The organism is Idiomarina sp. H2 (assembly GCF_004364275.1).
Taxonomy (GTDB): Bacteria; Pseudomonadota; Gammaproteobacteria; order Enterobacterales; family Alteromonadaceae; genus Idiomarina; species Idiomarina loihiensis.
Window position 1 is genome coordinate 1 of the sequence record NZ_SNZY01000008.1, and the last position, 16104, is coordinate 16104.

Genomic DNA, 16104 nt, shown 5'->3' on the forward strand with positions numbered 1-16104 from the left:
CCGTACAGGTCTTCAATGTGCATGCGAATGTCTTGATAGCTGGTTCCAAGCGAAAACAATGCAATAATTTTACGCTCCAGCTCATCAGTTAAATGCGTCTGATGTTTTTTAACCAGCTGCGGCTCAAATGAGCCGGCTCTGTCACGGGGTGTATCTAGTTCAAAACTGCCGGCAGGACTCTTGACTGTTTTTGACGTCGAGCCGTTCTTGCGGTTAGATTGCTCTTTATCACTGAGGTGCTCTTCAAGCTCAGCCTGCATCGCTGCTTCGGTGAGTTGTTTGATAAGCGGTGTCAGAATGCCGTCTTTGCCCGTGAGGTCTTTGCCTTCACGCAACTGCTTTAAAGCGGCATCCATGTCGAAATTGGTTTTGGTCATATGTCATCTCTTTTTTGCTTAGTTTAACGAAATGACACAGAATTCTGAACACTATCGTGGTTTTATCTGTGATAACAGCATACGCCATTAATTTCGAGCTGGAGGGAGGCGGTATATCCATCCTCATGGCTATCTTGTTTTTATCAACTATTTGGTCAGCTATTTTGCTGCCGCTATTTTTCGCGTTCAAATTTTTTGTGCAAGGTTCTGGTTGTGAGAAAAATACATAACAAGCCGGTCTCATCCATTCCACAATCAAAAGAAGAGTTGGAACTTGCTATCAACTCAATATTTGACAAGCTTATGGCAGATTATCGGACAATACCTGTCGAATTGACACGAGAACGTAATGTTGAGGGAAACATAAAAGGCACGCAAGTAAGCGTCTGTGACACGGTTGCTTACCTTATTGGTTGGGGTAAGTTGGTATTGAAATGGCATAGGTTGAAGGCTCAAGGGCTGCCAGTTGAATTTCCAGAATCAGGTTTTAAATGGAATCAGTTGGGTTTGCTTGCAGAGCATTTCCATGAACAATATGCTGATTGGAAATATGAAGCCCTGCTAAAGGAGCTTGAATCGACAGTTAATGAACTGCTTTCACTGATTTCAAGCTTAAGTAACTATGATCTCTACGAAACTACTTGGTACGATAAATGGACGTTGGGCCGCATGATTCAGTTCAATACATCATCACCAATGAAAAACATGCGTAGTAAGGTTAGGCGGTTTAAGAAAAATAAAGGGTTACTGTGAAGTCTCACATAACCATGCTGTGGGCGTTATATTTCACCAGGAGTCAGCGTTAATGGGTAATTGGGATGGGGCAATATTCCGCAGTATTGGGTGGGTTCTACTTCTCGGAGTGGGCTACTCTTTTTATGAAATTGGTATTCCAGTTTTTATGTATCCAATACAAGATTTCCTGGCATTATTTGGGTGGGTTGCTTCAGTTTACCTTGCTTTATCTGTTGTGGGTTGGCTTACTATTGGTCTCCCGTTTCATTGGGCAATATGTAAGTGGTCAAAGCCAAAATACCTATACTATTTGTTGCCCGGCGCATTGATAGTATTCGCTATAGCAACATTTGGTGGCTTAGAGACGGGTATCGTTTTCGGTGTGGCAGCTACGCTTCAGGCTCTAATATTTAGGTTCTATGTATTTAAATCAAAAAAATATAACAATAGACTGGAATGAATAGCAAAATAGCTCGCGCCAACAAAGCGATAGAAGAATCGGGAGTTCTGATCAAACTCGACGCATATTCGCCGGAAGTTGTTAGTACGATATTTGTTTCTCTGGATACGAAGGAAAGCGACATCGATATCGTTTGTACGTACCAGGAGCAGGAAGCGTTTATCGAGGCATTTGAGTCGGCATATTCCGGCTATGAAGCATACAGCATGCGCCCACGCAAAGATCACGCTTTAGGTCGTTTTCACTGTAACCAATTTTTAATTGAAGTCTATGCGTCAGAAACGCCAGTGGAGTTGCAGACTGCATATCGCCATTATCAGGTGATGAAACGCCTTGTAAAAATCGGGGACAATGAGTTTATCGACAGAATACGGCAGCTTAAAGAAAGCGGTCTCAAAACAGAACCTGCTATTTGTCGGGTTATGGGAATTTCTGGAGACCCCTACGCTGCCGTTCTTGAACTGGAGAACTGGTCCGAAAAGGAGCTTACGAAGTTGCTTAATTTCGCTCAGGCATCTCTTTAGCAGAGCGCTGGTTTTTCCTACAGATACCTTGCTTGCTTCCAAGCCCTATTGTACTCTTTGATGTACATTAAAAAGTACTGAGGTGATTTCCATGTCAAGGGTTAGAGTAGATGAAGATATCCGCCCTCTGTCTGAATTTCGTGCAGGGGTAGCCACATTCGTAAAGCAGCTCCATGAAACCCGTCGTCCTATAGTGCTGACACAAAGAGGTCGAGGCGTTGCAGTACTGGTGGATGTTCACGAATATGAGAAGATGCAACAACGTCTGGAAATACTAGAAGAGGTGTACAAGGCGGAAGAACAGATTGCTTCCGGGAACGGTATTTCGCATGAAGATGCGAAGGCTCGGGTTTTGAGTAGGCTTGCTCAATGAAGATTATCTGATCCCCGCTTGCGCTGGATCGTATCGGGTTATTTACAGCATCAAAGATCAGGTTGATATTCTGACTGTGCGTCGCAGTAGTCAGCTATTGCGGATGTCCGAGCTTGGTGAGGAGTAAGTGGGATGAAAACCGATGATATTGGCTCTAACTCCGATTACGCGGAAGAAGCGTTTACCTTTGAACAAACTGGCGAGTTATCCGGTAACGTTGTACTTGAGTTTGGCGCGCCCTGGTGTGGACATTGTCAGGCGGCAAATCCCGCGATAAAAGAAGCAATAACTGAACGTGCAGGGCTACGTCATATTAAAATATACGACGGCAAAGGCAAACCGCTGGGGCGCGCGTTCAAGGTAAAGCTTTGGCCGACTCTGATACTCTTGCACAATGGCAATGAAGTGGCTCGTCTAGTGAGGCCATTACGTTCTGACGAGGTTCGCGAATTCATTTCGGAAGTCGATTAGAATCTGCTAACAAGTGAAGGCATCGGACGCTGTAAACTGAGCCGCTGTTTAAAGAGCATTACATGTATATAGGATAAAAAGTGGGCTGGATACATTTTCTTGAAGCATATTTCTCAGTCACTTATGTTGGGATGGCGGTGGGTGTATTGTATTCAATTTACACAGCCTATTTTAGCGCGAATTCTCGGACAGGAAGCCTTCTATTAAAAGCAAAGCCACCGCTGTCCGTAGTTTACGAATGCATTTTGAACGCCTTTCGATTCGGGTTCTACACCTTATTAGGGCTCGTGGCCCTGGGCTTTATTGTCAGCATAGTCTTTTCCTTGTGGGCAATAGTAAAAGAGATAAGCATTTAGCAAACATGGCATCAAATGACATGAATTATGATTAGAACGGAAAGACTGATACTTCGGCAATGGGATGACGAAGATCTCCTGCTCTTTTCGCAGATGTGTAGCGATAAGGACGTGATGGAGTTTTTTCCGAAGCTTCTGACAGCGGAAGAAAGTTTTAGTGGAGCGAGACGAATTCAGTCTCTCATTGCTGATCGAGGTTGGGGCTTCTGGGCTGTAGAGCTTCCTGAACAGAGTCAATTTATCGGATTTGTCGGGCTGCACACCCCCAAAGAAAATATGCCGTTCTCACCATGTGTTGAAGTTGGCTGGCGCCTGGCGAAACCATATTGGGGAAAGGGTTATGCGACTGAAGCTGCTAAAGCGTCACTGCACTATGCTTTTACTCACTTGGGTTTAGAAGAGGTGGTCTCTTTTACAACAGCGCAAAACATACGTTCTCAAGCCGTCATGAAAAAAATTGGAATGTCCTATGCCTGTAATTTTAAGCACCCAGACTTAGAACCTTCTCACCCGCTTTGTGAGCACGTTTTGTATAAGATAAACAGAGAGCAGTGGGAGCAACACTCCTTATAATTTAGCCTGTACGGTGACGTTTATTTTCGTCTCCACTTCGCCGATGCGTTTTTAAAAGTAGCAGTAAGGAGGATAATAAATTGGAAGTCATTAGAAGTAAGCAATTCACAGCAGATAAGGCATGGGGTGCAAAAGATATTGCCAACATGAACGGCGTTACCACTCGGTTGCACTGGACAGATCAACCTTATAAGTGGCACGTAAATGACGGCGAAGAGGTTTTCGCTGTAATGGATGGCACTGTAGAAATGCTGTACAAAGAAAATAACGAAGTGAAATCTGCGACACTAAACGCCGGGGACATTTTCTTTGCTTCAATTGGTACCGAGCATGTTGCTCACCCCAAAGGCTCGGCTCGAATTCTGGTGGTAGAACGTGAAGGCAGCGTATAACCAAGCGTTTACTAAGTATGCCGGGGCGCTATACATTTAATGAAACCCAAATATTGGAGTAACAATACTACTACTGTTTTCGTATGGAACACTTCAGCAAAAAGAAGAAGGCATAATAAGCGCTAACATTGCAAGACTCCCATTTTGAATATATGATTCGTATACAAATCATATATTCAGGGGCTGCTATGGGAATTGTCAAAATTGATGACGAACTGCATGGGGAAATTCGCAAGGCGAGTGCAGTTATGGTTCGCTCTATTAATGCTCAGGCCGAGTATTGGATAAAAGTAGGTATGCTTGCTGAGGCGAACCCCAACATGTCTTTTTCGGATATCATGCGCGACCAAATGAAGTTGGCCGACGTAGACATAAGGAAGGCTGTTGGTGGCTAGTGTAAAGCTGAAAAGTACTGACGAATTAAATGTCATGCGTGAGTCAGGCCGTCTTCTTGCAATGGTTTTTGACCATCACTGGCACTGTTAAACTTCGAAGAGACATAAATTTGGATTCCTTAACTAACCAACAATTGCAGGCGGGTATTGCAGAACTTGACCATGCGATTTATCTCCATGATCAGTGGTACAAAAATTTGCTGCGTGTATTGGTTTCTCGGGTATCACCCGAGCAATCAGATTTGATGCCAGATGCACATCTAAAATGCGCTTTCGGGAAATGGTATGAAGACCACTCTGAAAGTTTTTTTATTGAAAGTCAGCAGCTTAAATCACTTTTTGAAGCACATAAAAAAGTACATAGTGGTGCGCGACATTTATTTCAGCGGATTTCGAATGGTTTAGTTATTCCTGTTGATGACTGGGACAATTTCGAAAGTGGTCGAGAAAGAATGCGGCGAGAAATTTGGGCGGCACGACATGAGTTTGCTGAAACCCTTAAAAATAGAGACTCACTGACCGAAGCTCAAACCCGAACCGGCCTGCTTGCAGACCTTCGAAAACAGCACTCTCTTGTTCTTAGGGGAAAGCAAACGTATGCACTGGCTATGTTGGATTTTGATCATTTCAAGAGGATCAACGATTCATACGGCCATGCTGCTGGTGATACGGTGCTAGCCTCAACCGTACAATGCGTAAAGTCCCACCTTCGGCCATACGACAGAATTTATAGATATGGCGGTGAGGAGTTTATTATCTGCATGCCCAGCACAACCCTAGAGCAAGCCGGTGAGATGATGGAGCGACTGCGCTTGGCTATCTCAGAACAGCATTTTGAATTTGGTGATATTCAGGTGACGGCATCCTTTGGGGTCACAGTTCTGAGGGAATCTCAAACCGTTAAAGAGTCAATAAACTGTGCTGATAAAGCGATGTATGAAGCAAAGAGCGCCGGCCGAGATCGTGTGGTGCTCGATGTTTAACATCGCTGTCATGACTTAATCAGGCATTACTATAATTCATTGGCAAAGCGTTCTACAGCGTTGACCACCTGCTTAGCTCCTTCCCGAATCTCGACAATGACGGCTCCCGACTGGTTGGCTAATTCCAGGCCTTGTTCTGCCTCCTCTCGGGTACTGGACATTTGACGCATCACCTCATCAGAGAGAGTTTGGTTTTTCTCGACTACTCTTACAATCTCTTCTGTGGCTTTACTGGTGCGGGCAGCCAGATTCCGAACCTCGTCGGCAACCACGGCAAACCCGCGCCCTTGTTCACCGGCTCTGGCGGCCTCAATAGCGGCGTTTAGTGCCAGCAGGTTTGTCTGCTCTGCGATGCCACCGATGGTTTGTACTATGGCGTTTATCTGCAGGGACTGTTTACCCAGCGCTTCAATGCTTTCGCTCGTCCCTTGCATTTGTCTGGCTATCTGCTGCATGGTTTCGACCGTCTTCTGAACCACAGCGGAGCCTTTTTGAGCGCTTACATCAGTTTGTTGTGAAACGTCGTAGGCGACGCTTGCACCTTCTCTTACCTGAGCTTCCCGTTCCACTTGGTCGGTGACCACGCTGGCAAATTTCACAACCTTAGATAAGTTGTCCTCGGCGTCGTACACCGGGTTATAAGTTGCTTCAAGCCAGACTTCTTGACCTCGGCTGTCGACTCGCTTGAAGCGGTCCGCTACGTACTCACCGTTGTTTAGTTTTTTCCAGAAGGCGGCGTATTCGGGCGACTGAACCTCTTCTGGTGTACAGAATATACGGTGGTGTTTGCCTGCAATTTGTTCGAGCCGATAGCCCATGGCCTGCTGAAACTGTTCGTTTGCGGTAATTACGGTGCCATCAAGGTTGAACTGAATAACCGCAGTGGAGAGGATCAGTGCATCAATGAATGCTTCACTCTCTTTTTTGCCTTCAATTGTTTTGGTTACATCGCGGCCATATCCCTGCACATGGGATAGTTTGCCGTCCGGGTTCTGTATCGGAAGCCAACTGATACGAAGCCAGGCAAGGGAGTCATCAGCGCGCAAGTAGCGGTAGTCATCGCTTATTGGTGCGAGCTTTGCAACGGCCTGATTAAAGTCTCGAAAACAAGCTAGTTTCGGGACGTAAGCTGGTACAATCTCTGACATGGGTCGCCCTAACAGCTGTTCGCGCTGGTAGCCTAGAACATCGGCAAAGCTTTGGTTTACGGCAGATATGCAGAAGTCGGAGTTCAGTGTGATGGACAGCATGCCACGATCCATCTGGCTAGCCAGTTGGCGGAGCATTGCTAATTCTTTACGCTGATCTTCGAGTTCATTTTTGAGGCGGCGATTAAACATCTGGATATTCCAGTCAACAATAATCCATCTTTATCGGCAGGTCTAACCAGCTCTTGAGCTTACGGGCAAGAAAACGCATGAGTATGTAGCCTTTATTGTAAAAGATGTTGCTACTGCGCAGATGACTGCGTACTTTAAAATATTTGAAAATCGGCTACACGGTGTCGAGACCTTATTATGAAACGACTGACAATTTTGACAGCTCTGGCCTCTTTATTGCTCGCTGGTTGCGGGCATTACAACTATGCCGTAAAGCGGGATGGGTCACCTGTTCCCTATAAAAATAAGTATGCTGACAATGATGACAACCCGTACGAGTTTTACAGCACTCTTTATAAAGTAAACGCAGACAGTCGGTTTAGCGATTTGGTCGAGATTACGCATTTGAACGATGTGTACAATAGTCATCAAGGAACGCCAGAGTCGACCCGGAGAAAGTCATTTTTAAGCTTCAACTTGAGTGATGAGTCCGGCGTAGAGCTTATACCCGAGTCGGTGGTTCTGGAGCACTATTCTGAATCGGGTGAACGCATCATACCGTCAAAGGTTGAGTCCACTGTATCTAAATGCGCGGGTAAGGTGGGTTGCCGGGAGTCTGTTGTTATGCACTACGAAAAAGGTATGCCTGAAAAGCTCGTAGAAAAAGTCAGTTTTAAGCTCATCGTTAATAGAAAAGAAAAAACCGTTTCTTATACGCTTCCACTTGAGTACAAATATCAATACTCGTTTTGGGACGTTATGATGGGAGTTTAAATGGGTATGAATGACGTTATTATTTAAACCGCTTACCCGAATACACACCGAAATTGCCCATGCTGGCTTTCGTTGAGGAGTAACAGGTTGCCACCCTGCGATAGCATAAGAGAGCGAGCGAGAGGCAAGCCGATGCCGGTACCGTCTGATTTGGTAGTGAAGAAAGGGACGAAAATGCTGGTGGAGGCTTGTTCGCTAATGCCTGAACCATTATCGATGATATCAAGACAGGCAACCTGATCGATGTGTTGTGCGACTAATCTGATTTGCCGGTGAGCCAGACCTAAGGTGGCTTCGGAGGCGTTCTTAATCAGGTTTATCAGTACTTGCTCGAACAGTCCCTGGTCTACCATTACCTCGAAGGTTGGAGAAATTTCAATACTCACTTCAATGCTGGCGCAGTCCTCTTGCATTAGCAGAAAAACCTCTTCCACTTGAGGTCGTAAATAGGTTGCTTCTAGCCTAGTGTTAACCGGTGTGCTGAGGGCTTTAAACGATTGAATAAACTGCGTTAAATGCTGGCCACGTCGACTCACGGTGGCCAGTGCTTCTACCAAGTCTTCACTGCCTTTGACACCGTTGTTGAGCATGTCAGCACTGATGCCTTCTGCACTTTGAGCCAGTGACACCATGGGGGCAATGGAGTTTGCAATTTCGTGAGTAAGCACTTTAACCAATTGCTGGTGGGCTTTCACCTCGTGCGCAACTAGCTGCTTTTCAATACTTTGCAAAGTGAGTAGGGTGCGTTGCTTACCTTGATTAAAGCTCTGAATAAGGGTGTAGATAAAGGTTTCTTTGTGGTTGGGATAGTGCCAGATGAGTTCACCGCGGCTGCTTGCTTTATGCTGCTGCAGAAGCTTGCGCAGATTGCCGATATTGTGCTGCTCTTGAGTTTGCTCTGCATCTTGGTGGGCTGCTGGCGTTGACACTGAGTTTTCAGTGGTCGATATGCCATTGCCGGAAAGTGTTTCTTGCCAGGCACGAATAAAGCTTAATCCGAGTAAACGTTCTGCCGCTGGATTAGATTGGTCAATGTGGCCTTCGTCGGTGACTTCAAGTACCGCAATATCCAGTTGTGCAATAAGGGCCTTAAGGTAATTGGCCTGAATTTCAGCAGCATTCCGACTGCGGGCCAGTTCTTCCTGTACTTCTGTTAGTAAAGGCTGAATGTTCGGTGCGCTGGCATGGCTCAGACTGGTATCCCGGTTAATTAATGATTTCAGCACCTGGACTATCTGGCTATGCTGTGAGGTAAATTGACGTCGAATCATCACTATTGATGTCAGTGCAATGATTCCAAATAACACAAGTACAGCAGGGCCCGGCAGTAACCACTGCCGGAACATCTGGTTCGGTTCGGCCAATGAATCGTAAAGATTACTGTGTAGCCAGTTTGCCAAGACTCCTGAGACTAACAAGCCAACGGAAATAATGAGCGTCATCAACCATATTATTATGGTCTTCATAAGCCGTATTTCTCCATCCGCCGATACATAGCGCCACGGGTAAGGCCGAGTGCTTTAGCTGTGTGACTGATATTGCCCCGATAGAACTGTAGTGCTTGCTGAATGGTTTTACGCTCAACGTACTCAAGCAGGAATGGGTTGGCTTCGGCGTCGTCGGTAGCTAAAGGTAGGCTATCGTTGGTTTTTGTATTGCCCGCTAAGGGGGCGAACTCAAGATACTTTTCATCGGCGAGTACCACGGCGCGTTCAATGCTATGCGCTAGTTCACGTACATTGCCAGGCCACTGGTAGCTGCGCAGCCATTTGCGATCCGAATCTTTAATACTCAACCCATTGCGGCCGTAGTGGGCGGTATAACGGTCGCAGTACCAGTCGAGCAGTAAGTCAATATCGCTGCCGCGTTCACGCAGCGGTGGTAGCTGTATTTCCACCGTGTTGATGCGGTAGAACAGATCCTGACGAAACAAGCCCTCGGCGACCTGTTGGTGCAGGTTTTCGTTGGTTGCGCTAATCAAACGGATATCAATAGGTGTTGGCGTGCTGGCACCCAATGCAGTAACGGAGCGATTTTGCAGCGCGGTGAGCAGTTTACCTTGCTGAACCAAAGGCAAATTACCCAGCTCATCGAGAAACAACGTGCCCTGACTGGCATGCACCAGACGTCCGGGACTGTCCTGCGTGGCACCGGTAAAAGCGCCTTTTTTATACCCAAACAACTCACTCTCAAACAAGTTATCGGGCAGGGTTCCCATATCGACACTGACAAAATTCTGTTTACTGCGCTGAGACAGGTGGTGGATTTGCTGCGCGACCACTTCTTTACCCGTTCCACTTTCTCCCAGAATCAGTACATTAGCGTCACTGCCTGCCACTTTTTCGATCATTTTCTTAACGGCACGCATCGGCTCGCTGTTACCAATAAATGGCGTTTTATCGTTGGTAGGCGTGGAGGACGAAGATGAATTATCAACGGTTTGAGAATGGGCGCTTTTAAGCGCACTCTCTACCGCCGTAATTAATTGCTGGTTATCCCAGGGTTTGGCAATAAAGTCCTTTGCACCAAGGTGCATAGCTCTGACTGCCAAACTGACATCGGCGTAAGCCGTCATCATTATCACCGGCAACTCAGGGTGAGTTGCTAGGATCTGCTTTAAATAGAAAATACCTTCTTCGCCACTGCTGGAGTCGCGGGTGAAGTTCATGTCGAGCAGCACCAGATCAATTTCATTAACTTTAAGTACACCCATCAATTCGGTTGGGTTCACTAAAGTCAGCACATCATCGACGTGGTGTTTTAGACACAGCCGACACGCAGTAAGAATGTCCTGATTATCATCAACTACTAATACGCGAGGCATACAGGCCCTTATCTTTGACGCCTTTATAAAAGGCTATCTAAGCGGAAATTGGTCAGCGGGTCAAAGAAAGATTTACAGGTATCCATGAATGGACACGTGGGTGTGTCATCAGTGGACACTTGAAATTCGATAAAATATTAACTCATTGATTTTTATAAGGTATTTAATTGGCACGAAATTAGTATAACTCACGGCATGATATAACCGCGAGATAGGCTATGGACAAACAGTTAAAGAAGAAACGATTCCCCCTTAAGATGCTTGGCATGACGAGTCTCATCCTGGTTTTGAGTGTTGCCGTCGCGTGGCAGCTCAACTCTTCAGAAAGTCGTTTACGCAGCACTCTCACGGTGCAGGACATTAGTCTTGCTACTGTCAAGCCTCGCGTATTACGTGAAAGTATCAGTCTGCGTGCCAGTGCCGTACCGCAGCAAACCGTGTTTTTAGATCTCACCGATGGTGGACGAGTAGAAGAGCGGTTTGTGGAGCAGGGCAGCTACGTAGAGAAGGGGGAACCTTTGGTACAACTGAGCAATACTAATTTGCAGTTAGATCTGATTAGCCGGGAGGCTCAGGTCACTGAACAGATGAATTTTCTGCGTAACACCCAAATGACCATGGAAACCAACCGACTCAACTTACAGCGCGATATTCTGGATTTGAAATATCAAATTCAGACGCTAAAACGGCATATTGCTCAAAGCGAAGAATTACACGCTCAGTCGATGGTGTCAGATGAAGATCTGACCAGCCTGCGAGAAAAACTGGATTACCAGCAAAGCCTGCTCGAACTGGCTCGTCAGCGTCAAACCACAGAAGAAAAGATTCGCGAACTGCAATTAAATCAGCTAGAAGACAGTGTCGACATGCTGACACGGAACCTGGAATTTGCCCGCCAGAATGTCAATAACTTACTGATTCGTGCGCCTATTAGTGGCTATTTGAGTGAATTTAACGTGGAAAAGGGAGAAGCTCGAGAAGCGGGCAGCCGTCTTGGTCAGATCGACTTGCCTGAACGCTACAAGCTGGTCGCCAGCATCGACGAGTTTTATCTCAACCGGGTGCAGCTGGGGATGGCTGCCAGCGCAGAGGTTGGAGGAAGAACACTGGATTTACAGGTGGATCGTATCGACAGTCGGGTCACCAGTAGTCAGTTTCAAATCGAGTTTAACCTCACCGACGACATTCAGATGACCCGCGGCCAGTCTTTTAATTTGACGTTGCACCTGGAAAAAAACGAGCAGCAGCGCTTGGCTATTCCGCGCGGCCCGTTTTTACAGGAAGGTGGTGGGCACTTTGTTTACGTGTTTGATGAAGAATCGCTTAGCGCAGTGCGGACTCCAGTGCGCCTGGGGCGTCAGACTCCGCAATGGGTCGAAGTTTTAGAGGGTGTGTCTGAGGGCACCAGAATCATTACATCAAGCTATCGCGACTTCCAACAAGCCGATAGTATTCAGTTACAACAATAAGGATAACCGCCATGAAAGATTCACTCATCAGCCTGAATAAAGTGTCTCGTGTATTTCGTACGGAACAGCTTGAAACCACGGCGTTGAATGCCATTAACCTGAATATCCAGGCCGGTGACTTTGTCGCCATTATGGGCCCTTCAGGTTGTGGTAAGTCGACTCTGCTGAGTATCTTAGGCATGCTGGATTCTCCAACCTCTGGTGCGTATCAGTTTAAAGGCACCGACATTGCTGCTTACAGTGAGCGTAAACTGGCAGATTTGCGTAAATCTGCGCTCGGATTTGTGTTCCAGAGCTTCAATCTGATTGACGAACTGAGCGTACGTGAGAACGTTGAGTTGCCACTGCAATATCTTGGTCAGGCCAGGCAACAGCGACGCGCCCGTGCTGAGGAAATTCTTAAGCGAATGAACATTGATCATCGTGCTGACCATAGGCCGATTCAGCTCTCTGGTGGTCAGCAACAGCGGGTGGCCGTAGCGCGGGCTTTGGTGATTAACCCTGCGGTTATTCTCGCCGATGAACCAACCGGGAACCTTGACTCGAAAAATAGCGACGATGTGATGCAGCTATTACGTCAGCTCAATAAAGAAGGCACCACCATTGTCATGGTGACTCACTCCGAGCATGAAGCCCGCTATGCCAGCCGTATTGTGCGTATGCTGGATGGACGTATTGTCTCTGAAAACGTGAGTGACAACGTGAGCCACAGCAACAATGAAGCTGCTGGTGAGGTGAGCCATGCGTGAGCAAATTTCTATGTTCGCCAGTTATATAAAAACTGGCTTGCGCGCGCTGTTGCGCCAAAAAGTTCACCTCGCACTGAATTTAATTGGGCTATCGGTAGGCTTAGCCGCTGCTGTATTGATATTGCTTTATGTGCAGTTTGAGCGTGGTTATGACCAGATGCACCCACAGGCTGAACAAACCTATCGGGTTGAACAATTCTTTGTGCCGTTAGAGCAGCGCTTTCCTATTAGCAGCCCGGCCATCATTGATCAGTTTCAGGCGTTTGACTCGCGTATTGAAGGCACCCGAATGTTTAAGGATTCGGTGAATGTACGTCCGCAAGACGCACGCTTGCCATTAGAACTTGAGTCCTTAGCCATAGAGCCTAATTTTATCGACTATTTTACCTTTGAAACTATCGCTGGTGATCTTGATAGGGTGCTCAGCGACCCTGGTTATATCGCTTTGTCGCTTGAGCAATCTCGCCGTTTATTTGGGCGTAGCGACAGTGTTGGCGAGATACTGACCAGTGAGAATCGAGTGTTCACGGTAGCCGCTATTATTGAGTTTCCAGAGCAAAGTCACTTCCATGTGGACTCCTTACGTTTAGTCTCTGAGGAGAGTCTGGGCGAACCTTTGAGCCTGAACAACGCTTATGTGTATGTGCGGATTCCGGCTGATGTTCATCTTGAACGGCTACTGGAAAGTGTCTCACAGGCGCTGAATGATAAGGCCTATAACGGTCAGACTATGTCGCATATTCGCTTACGCGCCCTCACCGACATTCACCTGCATTCGCAACTGGCGCATGAATTTAAAACCAACGGTTCGCAGGCGACCTTGCTAACGGCGTCAGTGCTGGCTGGGTTATTGCTGTTGGTCGCGAGTATTAATTTTATCAACATGAGTATTGCCCGCTCGGGGAGCCGTGCTAAAGAGGTTGGTGTAAGAAAAACGTTAGGGGCTAGCCGCTGGCAGTTATTTAGTCAGTTTATGGTTGAGTCGCTGATGGTGACCTTCATTGCAGGTTTTATTGCCGCAGTAATAGTAGAGCTCAGTGTTGGTGCCTTTAGTGGGTTGGTAAACCGACCCATTAATCTTGAGTATTTGGGGAGTTTCGGTGCGCTGTTGTTGCTTTGCAGTACCATGATTGGTTTGTTAGCGGGTATTTATCCGGCGCTGTTTATCTCGGCGTTTAATGCCAAACGGGTACTGAGTGGCGATTTGCAGCGTGGTAGTACCGCGGTGTGGGTGCGCAAGGGGTTGTTGGTGGCGCAGGGGGCTATTACCGTTGCTCTGCTAATTGGTAGCGCGATACTTCAGCAGCAGCTTGATATTTTGCTCAATCAGGACACGGGTTATCAAACCGAAGCACGACTGATGGTGCATGGTATTAATAATGAGCAACTGTTGTGGTCAGATAATCAAAGCTTGATGACAGATATTGCCGCTGTGCCCGGCGTGCTTGCTGCCAGCGCCATAGATATTGACCTTACGGATACCTACTCACAGATAGCAACATTGCGAATTCCGCGGCAGACTGAAGCTGATCGTCTGCCGCCGGTTGCGAGTTTTGGTGCGGGCTATAACATTGTTAAAGCCACCGGTTTAAACTTACGTGCCGGACGAGATTTTGATCCGAACCGGCAGGCCGACTGGTTTACCATGGGCGAAGTGCAAGGTACCGCGTCGGCAATTATCACGACGTCACTGGCGCGTCAGGCTGGCTACAATAACCTGAATGAAGTGATTGGTGAGCACTGGATGGTTGACGACATGATGCCAACAGAGCTTCACATTGTCGGCGTTGTTGATGACTTTCAGGTTGGTACTGCGCTGCGGCGCATGGAACCCGCGATCATTATTGCCGGACGTTCACCGATGGCATTTGGCAATATGATCATTCATCTGGAACCCGCTACGGCGCAGAGTGCACGCGCGGACATTGAAACCATGTTGCAGCAACGACTCAATCGCATGGACATACGTACCTCCTGGCTCGGTGCTGATTTCACTGCCATGTACCACAACCAGCAGCGGCAGCGCACCATTATTATGTTGTTTGCAGGCTTAGCGATACTACTCACCTGCGTTGGACTGTTTGGTCTTGCAGCATTTAGCGCAGAGCAACGCAGCAAAGAAGTTGCGATGAGAAAAGTACTTGGTGCTAAGCGTATGCAAATCGTTAATACGTTAGCTAAAGAGTATATGGTGCTTATGGGCATTAGCGTTCTAGTTGCGTTGCCTGGTACCTACTTTTTAGTTGAGTGGTGGCTCTCTGGGTTTAATGTGCGTGCAAGTCAAAGCGCATTTTTATATATAGGTGCTGCGGCGCTTACTTTTGCTATTTGCTGGCTTACCGTAGCAGGCATTAGTATGCGGGTTGCAAGCCGTAAGCCCGGATTGGTCTTGCGACAGTTTTAATGGTGGTTATTAAGCCGCAGAAATGCGGCTCTTTAGCAGTTTCAATTTAAAAAAATTGTTAATTTTCATTTTTTAACTAAATCTATTAACTGAGCATAAAACCTGAATTAGGGAAATAACCATGCAAGCGCGCACAAGAGTATTGCTGGCTTTATTTTTTCTTATGGCTGCTGTTGCCTGTTACATTTTTGGAATGAACGCTGGTGGCTTCGCATTTATTTTAGTCGGACTGGTTTTTGAAGTATTGTTCTGGGTTGGTGTTTTTACACGAAAAGAGAACTTAAGTTCCGCTATACAACTGTAAGATCAAGCTTTTGAACCTTATCTAAACTTAAATTTTTTCCGGCATGCCATAAGTCGTATGCATCCTGCATCGCTAACCAACTCTCCGGGCTTCTGCCCAAAGCTTTGGATAAACGCAACGCCATTTCAGGGCTTATACCACTTTGGCATTTCAAAACTCTGTTTAAAGTGGATGGAGAAACATTTAACTTTGTAGCTAAATACCGGCAACTCAAGCCAAAAGGCTGCATATAAGTTGCTAGAATAAATTCGCCTGGGTGGGCTGGGTTAAACATAATAGACATCAGTGATAATCCTCGTAATTAAGTAGATATACATGACCATCACGAAACTCGAAGGTTAAACGCCAGTTGCCACTAACCGCTATCGACCAAATATTTTTTCGACTACCTTTTAACGGGTGCAGTTTGTATCCCGGAATGTCGAGATCTGAAACTTTCATAGCTGTATTTAATGCCACTAACTGCATGCGTAACCTTGCTGCATGGTTCGCTTGAATTCCACGAGTACTTCCAATTTCGAAGTAAAGCCTCAGTCCTTTGTGCTTGAAAGTTTTGATCATGAGCTCTTAGTGTAGCGTGTTGCGCAACGTTGTCAATTTGTGGTTTCTTTGTATTTTTTGC

20 protein-coding genes are annotated in these 16104 nt (G+C 46.6%); 14 read left to right on the top strand and 6 right to left on the bottom strand.

Annotated elements, in window-relative coordinates; genetic code table 11:
- The coding region (locus DET62_RS10810; RefSeq protein ID WP_208294311.1) for a transposase at positions 1-377 on the bottom strand (377 nt) is incomplete at its 3' end.
- Positions 378-590: 213 nt separating this feature from the next.
- Here DET62_RS10810 and DET62_RS10815 point away from each other — a divergent pair.
- From DET62_RS10815 to DET62_RS10860, 9 genes are all read left to right on the top strand, one after another.
- A complete protein-coding gene (locus DET62_RS10815; RefSeq protein WP_011235300.1) occupies positions 591-1130 on the top strand; it encodes a ClbS/DfsB family four-helix bundle protein in 540 nt (179 codons plus the stop codon).
- A gap of 52 nt (positions 1131-1182) precedes the next feature.
- Positions 1183-1572, top strand: coding sequence for a hypothetical protein (locus tag DET62_RS10820; protein WP_016341389.1), 390 nt, complete (start codon positions 1183-1185; stop codon positions 1570-1572).
- The gene (locus tag DET62_RS10825) at positions 1569-2096 is read left to right on the top strand and encodes a DUF4269 domain-containing protein (RefSeq protein ID WP_011235299.1); all 528 of its coding nucleotides are present in this window, start codon (positions 1569-1571) and stop codon (positions 2094-2096) included. Before DET62_RS10820 ends, DET62_RS10825 begins: the two co-directional genes overlap by 4 nt.
- 91 nt (positions 2097-2187) lie before the next feature.
- Positions 2188-2469 (top strand): type II toxin-antitoxin system Phd/YefM family antitoxin, encoded by a 282-nt coding sequence (locus DET62_RS10830; protein ID WP_011235298.1) that lies wholly within the window; start codon positions 2188-2190, stop codon positions 2467-2469.
- 132 nt (positions 2470-2601) lie between these two features.
- Positions 2602-2940, top strand: a complete 339-nt coding sequence (locus tag DET62_RS10840) for a thioredoxin family protein (protein WP_011235297.1) — start codon at positions 2602-2604, stop codon at positions 2938-2940.
- Between the two features lie 383 nt (positions 2941-3323).
- Positions 3324-3869, top strand: a complete 546-nt coding sequence (locus DET62_RS10845; protein ID WP_011235296.1) for a GNAT family N-acetyltransferase — start codon at positions 3324-3326, stop codon at positions 3867-3869.
- Between the two features lie 80 nt (positions 3870-3949).
- The gene (locus tag DET62_RS10850; protein WP_011235295.1) at positions 3950-4261 is read left to right on the top strand and encodes a cupin; all 312 of its coding nucleotides are present in this window, start codon (positions 3950-3952) and stop codon (positions 4259-4261) included.
- Between the two features lie 188 nt (positions 4262-4449).
- Positions 4450-4656: a ParD-like family protein gene (locus tag DET62_RS10855; protein WP_011235294.1), complete on the top strand. Its 207-nt coding sequence runs from the start codon at positions 4450-4452 to the stop codon at positions 4654-4656.
- A 56-nt stretch (positions 4657-4712) separates the two neighbouring features.
- A complete protein-coding gene (locus tag DET62_RS10860) occupies positions 4713-5639 on the top strand; it encodes a diguanylate cyclase (RefSeq protein WP_231378589.1) in 927 nt (308 codons plus the stop codon).
- Positions 5640-5668: 29 nt separating this feature from the next.
- Here the strand turns inward: DET62_RS10860 and DET62_RS10865 are convergent, their stop codons facing one another.
- Positions 5669-6979 carry a methyl-accepting chemotaxis protein gene (locus DET62_RS10865; RefSeq protein WP_011235292.1) on the bottom strand — a complete coding sequence of 437 codons (1311 nt, stop codon included), beginning with the start codon at positions 6977-6979 and terminating at the stop codon, positions 5669-5671.
- A 177-nt stretch (positions 6980-7156) separates the two neighbouring features.
- Here DET62_RS10865 and DET62_RS10870 point away from each other — a divergent pair, with 177 nt between their 5' ends.
- Positions 7157-7732, top strand: a complete 576-nt coding sequence (locus DET62_RS10870) for a hypothetical protein (RefSeq protein ID WP_110013908.1) — start codon at positions 7157-7159, stop codon at positions 7730-7732.
- A gap of 32 nt (positions 7733-7764) precedes the next feature.
- On the opposite strand, the gene DET62_RS10875 is transcribed toward DET62_RS10870, so the two are convergent.
- Positions 7765-9198 (bottom strand): ATP-binding protein, encoded by a 1434-nt coding sequence (locus DET62_RS10875; RefSeq protein WP_110013909.1) that lies wholly within the window; start codon positions 9196-9198, stop codon positions 7765-7767.
- Positions 9195-10556 carry a sigma-54 dependent transcriptional regulator gene (locus DET62_RS10880; protein ID WP_110013910.1) on the bottom strand — a complete coding sequence of 454 codons (1362 nt, stop codon included), beginning with the start codon at positions 10554-10556 and terminating at the stop codon, positions 9195-9197. Before DET62_RS10880 ends, DET62_RS10875 begins: the two co-directional genes overlap by 4 nt.
- 266 nt (positions 10557-10822) lie before the next feature.
- Here DET62_RS10880 and DET62_RS10885 point away from each other — a divergent pair, with 266 nt between their 5' ends.
- The 4 genes from DET62_RS10885 to DET62_RS10900 all read left to right on the top strand — a co-directional run bounded on the left by DET62_RS10885 (position 10823) and on the right by DET62_RS10900 (position 15482).
- Positions 10823-12025 (top strand): HlyD family efflux transporter periplasmic adaptor subunit, encoded by a 1203-nt coding sequence (locus tag DET62_RS10885; RefSeq protein ID WP_166635834.1) that lies wholly within the window; start codon positions 10823-10825, stop codon positions 12023-12025.
- An 11-nt stretch (positions 12026-12036) separates the two neighbouring features.
- Positions 12037-12774, top strand: a complete 738-nt coding sequence (locus tag DET62_RS10890; RefSeq protein ID WP_110013912.1) for an ABC transporter ATP-binding protein — start codon at positions 12037-12039, stop codon at positions 12772-12774.
- Positions 12767-15178 carry an ABC transporter permease gene (locus DET62_RS10895; protein WP_110013913.1) on the top strand — a complete coding sequence of 804 codons (2412 nt, stop codon included), beginning with the start codon at positions 12767-12769 and terminating at the stop codon, positions 15176-15178. Before DET62_RS10890 ends, DET62_RS10895 begins: the two co-directional genes overlap by 8 nt.
- Positions 15179-15299: 121 nt before the next feature.
- Positions 15300-15482 carry a hypothetical protein gene (locus tag DET62_RS10900; protein ID WP_110013914.1) on the top strand — a complete coding sequence of 61 codons (183 nt, stop codon included), beginning with the start codon at positions 15300-15302 and terminating at the stop codon, positions 15480-15482.
- On the opposite strand, the gene DET62_RS10905 is transcribed toward DET62_RS10900, so the two are convergent.
- Entirely contained in the window at positions 15469-15765 is a 297-nt protein-coding gene (locus DET62_RS10905; protein ID WP_110013915.1) for a HigA family addiction module antitoxin, read from the bottom strand. The two genes, DET62_RS10900 and DET62_RS10905, sit on opposite strands and share 14 nt — an antisense overlap.
- A complete protein-coding gene (locus tag DET62_RS10910) occupies positions 15765-16043 on the bottom strand; it encodes a type II toxin-antitoxin system RelE/ParE family toxin (RefSeq protein WP_011235283.1) in 279 nt (92 codons plus the stop codon). The genes DET62_RS10905 and DET62_RS10910 overlap by 1 nt, the downstream gene beginning before the upstream one ends.
- Positions 16044-16104: the final 61 nt, after the last annotated feature.

Bases quoted from the DNA above. Each gene is read 5' to 3' on its own strand.
- DET62_RS10820 (WP_016341389.1), top strand. From the start codon at position 1,183: ATGGGTAATTGGGATGGGGCAATATTCCGCAGTATTGGGTGGGTTCTA.
- DET62_RS10825 (WP_011235299.1), top strand. From the start codon at position 1,569: ATGAATAGCAAAATAGCTCGCGCCAACAAAGCGATAGAAGAATCGGGA.
- DET62_RS10830 (WP_011235298.1), top strand. From the start codon at position 2,188: ATGTCAAGGGTTAGAGTAGATGAAGATATCCGCCCTCTGTCTGAATTT.
- DET62_RS10840 (WP_011235297.1), top strand. From the start codon at position 2,602: ATGAAAACCGATGATATTGGCTCTAACTCCGATTACGCGGAAGAAGCG.
- DET62_RS10845 (WP_011235296.1), top strand. From the start codon at position 3,324: ATGATTAGAACGGAAAGACTGATACTTCGGCAATGGGATGACGAAGAT.
- DET62_RS10855 (WP_011235294.1), top strand. From the start codon at position 4,450: ATGGGAATTGTCAAAATTGATGACGAACTGCATGGGGAAATTCGCAAG.
- DET62_RS10865 (WP_011235292.1), bottom strand. From the start codon at position 6,979: ATGTTTAATCGCCGCCTCAAAAATGAACTCGAAGATCAGCGTAAAGAA.
- DET62_RS10870 (WP_110013908.1), top strand. From the start codon at position 7,157: ATGAAACGACTGACAATTTTGACAGCTCTGGCCTCTTTATTGCTCGCT.
- DET62_RS10875 (WP_110013909.1), bottom strand. From the start codon at position 9,198: ATGAAGACCATAATAATATGGTTGATGACGCTCATTATTTCCGTTGGC.
- DET62_RS10880 (WP_110013910.1), bottom strand. From the start codon at position 10,556: ATGCCTCGCGTATTAGTAGTTGATGATAATCAGGACATTCTTACTGCG.
- DET62_RS10885 (WP_166635834.1), top strand. From the start codon at position 10,823: ATGACGAGTCTCATCCTGGTTTTGAGTGTTGCCGTCGCGTGGCAGCTC.
- DET62_RS10890 (WP_110013912.1), top strand. From the start codon at position 12,037: ATGAAAGATTCACTCATCAGCCTGAATAAAGTGTCTCGTGTATTTCGT.
- DET62_RS10895 (WP_110013913.1), top strand. From the start codon at position 12,767: ATGCGTGAGCAAATTTCTATGTTCGCCAGTTATATAAAAACTGGCTTG.
- DET62_RS10900 (WP_110013914.1), top strand. From the start codon at position 15,300: ATGCAAGCGCGCACAAGAGTATTGCTGGCTTTATTTTTTCTTATGGCT.
- DET62_RS10905 (WP_110013915.1), bottom strand. From the start codon at position 15,765: ATGTCTATTATGTTTAACCCAGCCCACCCAGGCGAATTTATTCTAGCA.
- DET62_RS10910 (WP_011235283.1), bottom strand. From the start codon at position 16,043: ATGATCAAAACTTTCAAGCACAAAGGACTGAGGCTTTACTTCGAAATT.